The following is a 7,150-nucleotide window of genomic DNA, read 5'->3' as shown; positions in this document are numbered from 1 at the left end:
CTCATCGCAGCCTGATCAAACCGACCACGTGTTGCAACAACCCCTGGAATCCGCCGGTGGGACGGGGCGCACCCGTGTCCGGGGCTACCGCTTGGTCAGCACGAGCGGCAGGTCGAGCCGGCCGACCTGCGTGTAGGTCGGGTTCGGGGCGGTCGGGTCGTAGTGCAGGCCGAGCTGCGCGACCAGGTCCAGCGTGCCCGCGCCGTCGGCCGCGTCCAGCGTCATCCGGTAGTTGACGGTCCGGTGCGCCCCCGGGGCCAACGGGAAGGCCACCGGCGCGCCGAGCGTCACGTAGTCCATCCCGGTGCCCATGCTGAGCGGCAACTTGGTCCAGGAGGAGCCGTCCTGGCGCTCCATGGTGCCCTGCGCCATCTGCAGCGGGTCGTTCGCGACGCCGTCGAAGTGACCGGTGAAGGACAGCGGGTCGACGGAGGCGAAGTTGGTGCTGCTGGTGTTGGTGTAGGTCACCGAGAACGGGATGGCGGCACCGTCGGCGTAGACCTTCTGGCCGGCCGTCAGGCCGCTGATCGACACCGTCACCGCCGTGCTCGGCCTGCCGGCCAGCGGGTCGGCGTGGCCGCTGACGTCCAGACCGGCCAGGATCGTCTGCAGGCCGGCCTCGTTGGCCGCGCCCAGCCCCCGCGCCATGAGGTAGACCTGCGGCTTGGCGAAGGTCCACAGGCGCGCCGTGAAGCTCCCGCCGCCGGCGCAGTCGACCTGCCAGGTCGCGTTCTCGACCGGCTGGTGGGCCAGGGTGGTGACCGCGAAGCCGTAGCCCGTGACGGTGCCGGCCACCCCCATGGTGTGGGTGCCGCCGGCGAAGCACTCCGGCTGGTGGGCGTAACCGGAGCGGAAGAAGCCCTCGGACCTGCCGGGGAAGCCCGGGTCGTTCTGCGAGTCCGACTCGGACGTGCGGATCAGCACGCCGGCGGGGTTGCAGTCGGCGGCGTCCCCGCTGCCGCCGGGCGGCAGCACGCACAGCATCCCGGCCGTCTGCTGGGTGTGCCAGCCCGGCGGCAGCGTGAAGGTGACGCCGTTGTAGCTGGTCGGGGTGCCGGCCGGCGTGGTGGGGGCCGAGGCCGAGGAGGTGGAGCCGTGCGGCGAGGCGGTGCCGCTCGCCGCGCCGCCCGCGGTGGTGGACGAGGTGGCCGGCGAGCCGGCCCCGCCCTGGTCCTCGGCGGACGGCGAGTCGGAGCCGGTCGGCGCGCCCGTCGACTCGCCGGCCGAGGCGCTCGGCGAGGGGCTGACCGGCGGGAGCGAGGGGGAGGGCCGGTCGCTGACGCTCACGCTGGCCGCCGGGGCCGGCAGCTCCTGCTGCTTGGCCACCGGGCTGCCCTGGAAGCCCAGGTAGCCGATCGAGGCGGTGGCGGCCAGGCCGATCAGCGGCAGCGCCACCGTGTACAGCGGGCGGGTGCGGCGGGTGCGCCGCGCCGGCGGGGCCTCGGGACGCAGATCGTTGGCGGTCACCTGGCCGGCCCGTGCGGCCAGCGCCTCGCGCAGCAACAGCTCGAGCGGGGTGTCGCCGGGCCCCTCGTCACCGAAGCGAATCTTCTGTTCAGTCATCGGGTCTTCTCCAGCTGCTTCTCCAGCGCGTCCAACGCGCGGCTGGCGGTGGACTTCACGGCGCCCCGGGACAGTCCCAGGGCCTCGGCGATCTGCGCCTCCGACAGATCCGACCAGTACCGGAGGACCAGCACCTCGCGCTGGCGCTCCGTCAGCTCCTGCAGGGCCACCACCACGCGGCGGTGCTCGTCGTTCAGCAGCGCCTGGTCCTCGGCCGACGCCGCGTCCGCCTCGTGCGGCGGGACGTACTCACGGGCCGTCCTGCGCCGGCGCAGCACCGAACGCGCGCCGTTGACCACCGCGGTGCGCAGGTAGCCGAGCGCGTTGTCCAGGTCGTCCAGCCGCTCGCCGTGCCTCTGGTACAGCGCGGTGAACGCCTCCTGGACCACGTCCTCGGCGACGTCCTGACGGTCCACCAGGAGCAGTGCCATCCGGACCAGGCCCAGCCGGTGGGCATGGTAGAGATCCGTCACGGTCGGTCGCTGCTCGTCCTCGGACCGGCCACCGCGCAGCAGCCGGAAGCCGGCGCGCCGGCTCGGGGCCGCGGCCTGCCCGGTCCGGTCCGCCTGTTCGCCGGGGGCGGCCGAACCGACCACCGCGAACAGGGCCTTCAAGGCACCGAGAGGGGTCCGACCCCGCCGCCCTCCGTCAGGAAGGGCGAGTGGCCGACCGAGCGCCAGGGACATCCGCGTTCTACTTTCCCCCAGGACGTCCGCCGGCGGCTCAAGCGCCGGCGCCGTCGAAGATGTGATCATGGTTCACGACCGGTGAGATTGTCGCAGCGGCCGATCTTGGTCCGGGCGGGACCCCTCACCCCTGGCGCTCCACCGCGACCCGCGTGCCGACCGTCTCCGCGAAGTGACCGTCCGCCAGGGCGCCGGCGGACACCGTCAGCGAGGTGACCTCCGGGGCGGTGCCCGCGGCGAGCGCGAAGCGGAAGTCGAAGTTGAGCACCCGTCCGTAGGGGCCGCTCTCCAGCGGGCGGGCGAGCGAGGAGGTGTCCGCCGAGATCGTGCCGCACTCCTCGACGACCGGCAGCTCCCGCCACCCGCCGGCGTCGGCGACCTCGACGGTCACGTCAGCGGCGCGCAGCCGGCCGCTCGGGTCGGCCAGGGTCAGCAGGGGGGCGAGGTGCTGGAACGGCTGCTGGGTGAAGTTGCCGGGCGAGTCCTCGACCTCGACGGCCGGGCCGCCGGCGGTGACCTTGGTGGGGCGCGGGGTCATGGTCGGCATCGACGCGGTCGGCCGGTGGCCGTCGACGAGGGTCACCCGCCGGCTGGTCCGGCCGATCCGGGTGAACTCCCCGGTCCCCCCGACGAAGGCGTCGGCGTCGACGGTCACCGGCGCGGGGCCGTTGTCCGCACCGAACTGGACGGTGTAGGTGAGGGTGTGGCTGGCGCCGGGGGCCAGCGCGAAGGCCGCGTCGGCGCCGGTGGTGGCGAAGTCCATGCCGGTGCCCTGGCTGAGCGGGAGCTCCTTCCAGACGCCGCCGTCCTCGCGCCGCAGCACCCCCTGGGCCTGCCCCGCCGGGACCTGGCAGCGGGCGCCGGCGAAGGACTCGGTGGAGACCACCGGGGCGACCGAGTCCAGGCGGTGGCCGCTGGTGTTGGTCCAGGTCACGGTGAAGGTGCTCGGCGCGCCACCGACCGCGAGGCTGCCGTCCGGGGCGAGGCCCTCGATGCGGATCGCCACGTCGTGGTCGGTGGGCTTGGCCGCGGCCGGTCGCACGGCCGCCGCCGGGGCGAGCGGGTCGGCCGCCCCGTGCAGCAGCAGCACCGGCTGGGCGGGGGTGGCGGAGCCGGCCGCGGCGGCCAGTTGAGCCGGCACCGGGCGGCCGAGCGCGCCGGGCACGAAGTGCGGGTCCTGGGCGAGCAGACCGCGGTGCACGGGGAAGGCGGTGCGGGCGGCCAGCGCCTCGGGCCAGGCCGGGACCGGTGCGCCGGCCACCTCACCCGGGGCAGCGTCGTCGGGCGGGCGCGGCGGCGGGGGCGACGGGACCCGCCGGGTCGGCGGGCCGGGTGGGGCTCGGGGCGGCGAGGGACGGCGCGGCCGAGGGAGCGGCGGCCGAGGGGGCCGTGGAGGGCGCGGCGCTCGCCGAGGCGGCGGCGGACGCCGGGACCGACGCGCTGGGCGCGACGGTGGGCGCCACGCTGGACGCGGCGGGCGCGGCCGCCGGCTTAGGGCTCGAGCAGCCGACCGCGCCGACCTCCACCAGCGCCGCGAGCGGCACGGTGACGGCGAGCCGCGGGGCCCAGGCGGTGTCCCGCGAGCCGGTGGCGGCAATGGTGATCTTCTTCGCAAAGCGGCGGAAAACGGACGTGCTCATGGCGCAGCCCCCCAGGGTGATGGATGTGATCGGTGATGGTCGAGGGCGACCGACTCAGTCCGGCCTCGCCGGTCCCGTTCCCCTTGCCCTCACCCTGATAGACGTCCATCCCCCCGGGGGGTTGCAGGTCGGTTCGAAAGTTTTTCGGCGACTTCGGACGAGAGCTGTCGGCTTCGATCCACCGGGCACGACCGGCCCCGGCGGCCGTGGCCGTCACGGCTACACTCGCCAACATCCCGCCAAGCGCGTCCAGGGGGCTCCCATGACCGAACAGCGCTCCGAACAGCGCACCTCGCAGCCGGCACCGGCGCCGGTCCCGGTGGTGATCGGCCGTCGGCCCGAGCCGGTGCACACCGTGGCGGTCTACGCCTTCGAGGGCATGGCGCCGTTCGAACTCGGCGTGGTGGTCGAGGTGTTCGCCCTCGCTCGCCCGGAGCTGGCCGGGCTGCTGGCGGCGCCCTGGTACGGGCTGAAGGTCTGCGCGGAGCGGCCCGGCCGGCCGCTCGGCGCGGTCGGCGGCTTCTCGCTGACGGCCCACCACGGCCTGGACGAGCTGGCCGCCGCCGACACCGTCATCGTGACCGGCGTCGCCAACCCCTTCAGCGGCGAGGTCCCGGCCGACCTGGTCACCGCCCTGCGCACCGCCCACGAGCGCGGCGCGCGGATCGTCTCCATCTGCTCGGGCGCCTTCGCGCTGGCCGCCGCCGGGCTGCTCGACGGCCGGGAGGCCACCACCCACTGGCGCTACGCCGAGTTGCTCCAACAGCGCCACCCCACGGTGCGGGTCAACCCGGACGTCCTCTACGTGGACGGCGGCGACCTGCTCACCAGCGCGGGCAGCGCGGCCGGCATCGACCTGTGCCTGCACCTGATCCGCCGCGACCACGGCGCCCGGGTGGCGAACACGGTGGCCCGCCGGTTCGTCGTGCCCCCGCACCGCGACGGCGGGCAGGCCCAGTTCATCGAGGCCGCCGTCGCGCCGGTGGAGCAGGAGGACGACGGCATCGCGCAGAGCATGCAGTGGGCGCTGGACCACCTGGGCACCCCGCTCACCATCTCCCTGCTGGCCCGGGCCGCGCGGATGTCCGACCGCTCGTACCTGCGGCACTTCACCGCCCGCAACGGCACCAGCCCGATGCGCTGGGTGATCACCCAGCGCATCGCGGCCAGCCTGCCGCTGCTGGAGTCGCTGGACGGCACGGTGGAGGAGATCGCGGCGGCCGTCGGCTTCGAGAGCGCGGCCACCTACCGCCACCACTTCGGCCGCACCATGCGCACCTCCCCCACCGCCTACCGCCGCAGCTTCGGCCGCGGCGTGGCCTGACCCCCGGCGGGAGCCGGCAGCGGGCCTACCGCTCGGCGCGGTCCGCGTTGGCCAGGATGGCGTCGTGCAGCCACTGGGCCAGGCCCGGGGCGACCCGCTCGTAGGTCGCCGTGAAGCGCGGATCGGCCAGGTACATCGCGGCCAGGCCGCGGTGGATCTCGTAGCCGCAGGTGTAGTAGTGCGCGGTGATCTGCCGGCGGTGCTCCTCGGCCAGTTCCATCGCCTCGGGGCTGTCGGGCCGGTGGCCGGCCGCCAGCGCGGCGGCGAGGCGCTCGTGCAGCGCCGCGCCCTCGGCCTGCAGCCGCTGCCAGTCGGCCTTGGTGTAGCGCGAGGTGCGGCGCCGCGACTCCTGCCAGGCCGGGGAGGTGCCGTAGCGCTGCTCGGCCTCGGCCTCCCAGCTCTCACGGTAGTCCGGGCCGAAGACCTCGAACTTCTCCTCGGGCGTCATCCTGATTCCCATCTTCGCTGCCTCCATGGCGTGTTCGACGGCGCCGGCCAGTTCCTCCAGGCGGCTGATCCGCTCGCGCAGCAGCGCGTGCTGGCGCCGCAGGTGCTCGGTGGGACCGGTCTGCGTGTCCTCGAGGACGGCCGCGATCTCCTCCAGCGGGAAGCCGAGCTCGCGGTAGAACAGGATCTGCTGCAGCCGGTCCAGGTCGGCGTCCCGGTAGCGGCGGTAGCCCGCCGCGGTGCGCCCCACCGGTGACAGCAGTCCGATCCGGTCGTAGTGGTGCAGGGTCCGCACGGTCACCTTGGCGACCCTGGCGACCTCGCCCACCGAGTACTCCCGCATCCGCACCACTGCCTCTCCTCGCTGGTGACCACCCTCCCCCCTGACGTCACGTGAGGGTCAAGCCCGCGCGGTGCGCCCGCGCGCCCACCCGCCGTGCGCGCCCGTGTGCCGTGCGCGCCCTACGACGCTCCGCCGGTGCGCCGTGCGACCCTCCGACCGGCGGGCGGGCCGGTGGCGGCGGCCTTGGAGGTACCGCCATCCGCCCGGCCATTGCGGCGCCGCGCGGGCCGACCGGACGATGGTCGGATGATCCTGCGCACCGTGCCGCTCAGCCGCCGGCTGGCCGCCGAGACCCTCGGTACCGGCATTCTCACCCTGGTCCTCATCGGTTCCGGCATCCAGGCCGCCGCGCTCAGTCAGGACGGCGGCGTGCGGCTGCTGGCCAACGTGACCGCCTCGGTCTGCGCGCTCGGCGTGCTGATCGCGCTGCTCGCACCGGTCTCCGGCGCGCACCTGAACCCGCTGGTGACCGCCGGCATCTGGTGGACCGGGCGCGGTGGCGGGCAGCCGCTGCGCGGGCGGGAGGCCGCCGGCTACGCCGTGGCCCAGCTGGCCGGCGCGGTGGGCGGGGCGGCACTGGCCGACGCCATGTTCGGCCGCGCCGCGCTCGGCCCCGCGCACCAGGTGCGCCAGGGCCCGGGGGCGTGGACGGGCGAGGTGGTGGCCACCGGGGTCCTGCTGCTGGTGGTCTTCGGGCTGACCCGTGGCGGGCGGCAGCGCTACGCGCCGGCGGCCGTGGCCGGCTGGATCACCGCGGCCGTCTGGGGGACCGCTTCGGGCGGCTTCGCCAATCCGGCGCTCACCGTCGGCCGGGCGCTGAGCGACACCTACACCGGGATCGCGCCCGGCTCGGTCCCGGGCTTCGTGCTGGCGCAGGGCCTCGGCGCGGTGGCCGGGCTGGGCCTGGTGCGGCTGCTCTTCGGACCGCCGGTGCGGCCCTCGGCCGACCTCCCCGGGCCGACCGGGCGCCCGCAGCGGGCCGAGCCTGCCGGGCCCGCCGACCGCGCGCAGCCCGTGGAGCGTACGCGGCCCGCCGGCGCCCCGGGACTCAGCCCCGCGTCGTAGCGACCGGCGCGCGGCTCTCGCCGCCCTGGCGGGGTACCGGTCCCCGTCCCCGGGCCCGCAGGCCACCGCCACCCGCGCCGCG

The 7,150-nt window shown here is 75.5% G+C and carries 7 protein-coding genes; 2 read left to right on the top strand and 5 right to left on the bottom strand.

Translation table 11 applies throughout. The features are described 5' to 3' along the window. Positions 1 to 84: 84 nt before the first annotated feature. The 4 genes from ABD323_RS38450 to ABD323_RS38435 all read right to left on the bottom strand — a co-directional run bounded on the left by ABD323_RS38450 (position 85) and on the right by ABD323_RS38435 (position 3,889). Positions 85 to 1,563 (bottom strand): hypothetical protein, encoded by a 1,479-nt coding sequence (locus ABD323_RS38450; RefSeq protein WP_344446750.1) that lies wholly within the window; start codon positions 1,561 to 1,563, stop codon positions 85 to 87. Further along, complete coding sequence (locus ABD323_RS38445; RefSeq protein ID WP_425556305.1) at positions 1,560 to 2,177, bottom strand: RNA polymerase sigma factor; 618 nt, start codon at positions 2,175 to 2,177, stop codon at positions 1,560 to 1,562. The genes ABD323_RS38450 and ABD323_RS38445 overlap by 4 nt, the downstream gene beginning before the upstream one ends. Before the next feature lie 196 nt (positions 2,178 to 2,373). Beyond that, entirely contained in the window at positions 2,374 to 3,510 is a 1,137-nt protein-coding gene (locus ABD323_RS38440; protein WP_344446749.1) for a hypothetical protein, read from the bottom strand. Position 3,511: 1 nt separating this feature from the next. Beyond that, a complete protein-coding gene (locus tag ABD323_RS38435) occupies positions 3,512 to 3,889 on the bottom strand; it encodes a hypothetical protein (protein WP_344446748.1) in 378 nt (125 codons plus the stop codon). A gap of 346 nt (positions 3,890 to 4,235) precedes the next feature. Here ABD323_RS38435 and ABD323_RS38430 point away from each other — a divergent pair, with 346 nt between their 5' ends. Then, a complete protein-coding gene (locus tag ABD323_RS38430; RefSeq protein ID WP_425556306.1) occupies positions 4,236 to 5,213 on the top strand; it encodes a helix-turn-helix domain-containing protein in 978 nt (325 codons plus the stop codon). Between the two features lie 25 nt (positions 5,214 to 5,238). On the opposite strand, the gene ABD323_RS38425 is transcribed toward ABD323_RS38430, so the two are convergent. After that, positions 5,239 to 6,003 carry a MerR family transcriptional regulator gene (locus tag ABD323_RS38425; protein ID WP_344446751.1) on the bottom strand — a complete coding sequence of 255 codons (765 nt, stop codon included), beginning with the start codon at positions 6,001 to 6,003 and terminating at the stop codon, positions 5,239 to 5,241. Between the two features lie 246 nt (positions 6,004 to 6,249). Here ABD323_RS38425 and ABD323_RS38420 point away from each other — a divergent pair, with 246 nt between their 5' ends. Continuing rightward, a complete protein-coding gene (locus ABD323_RS38420) occupies positions 6,250 to 7,068 on the top strand; it encodes an aquaporin (protein WP_344446746.1) in 819 nt (272 codons plus the stop codon). Positions 7,069 to 7,150: the final 82 nt, after the last annotated feature.

The sequence above is a fragment of the Kitasatospora nipponensis genome (assembly GCF_039528135.1).
In the GTDB taxonomy this organism is placed as follows: Bacteria; Actinomycetota; Actinomycetes; order Streptomycetales; family Streptomycetaceae; genus Kitasatospora; species Kitasatospora nipponensis.
This window is presented reverse-complemented; position numbering and strand designations above follow the sequence as displayed.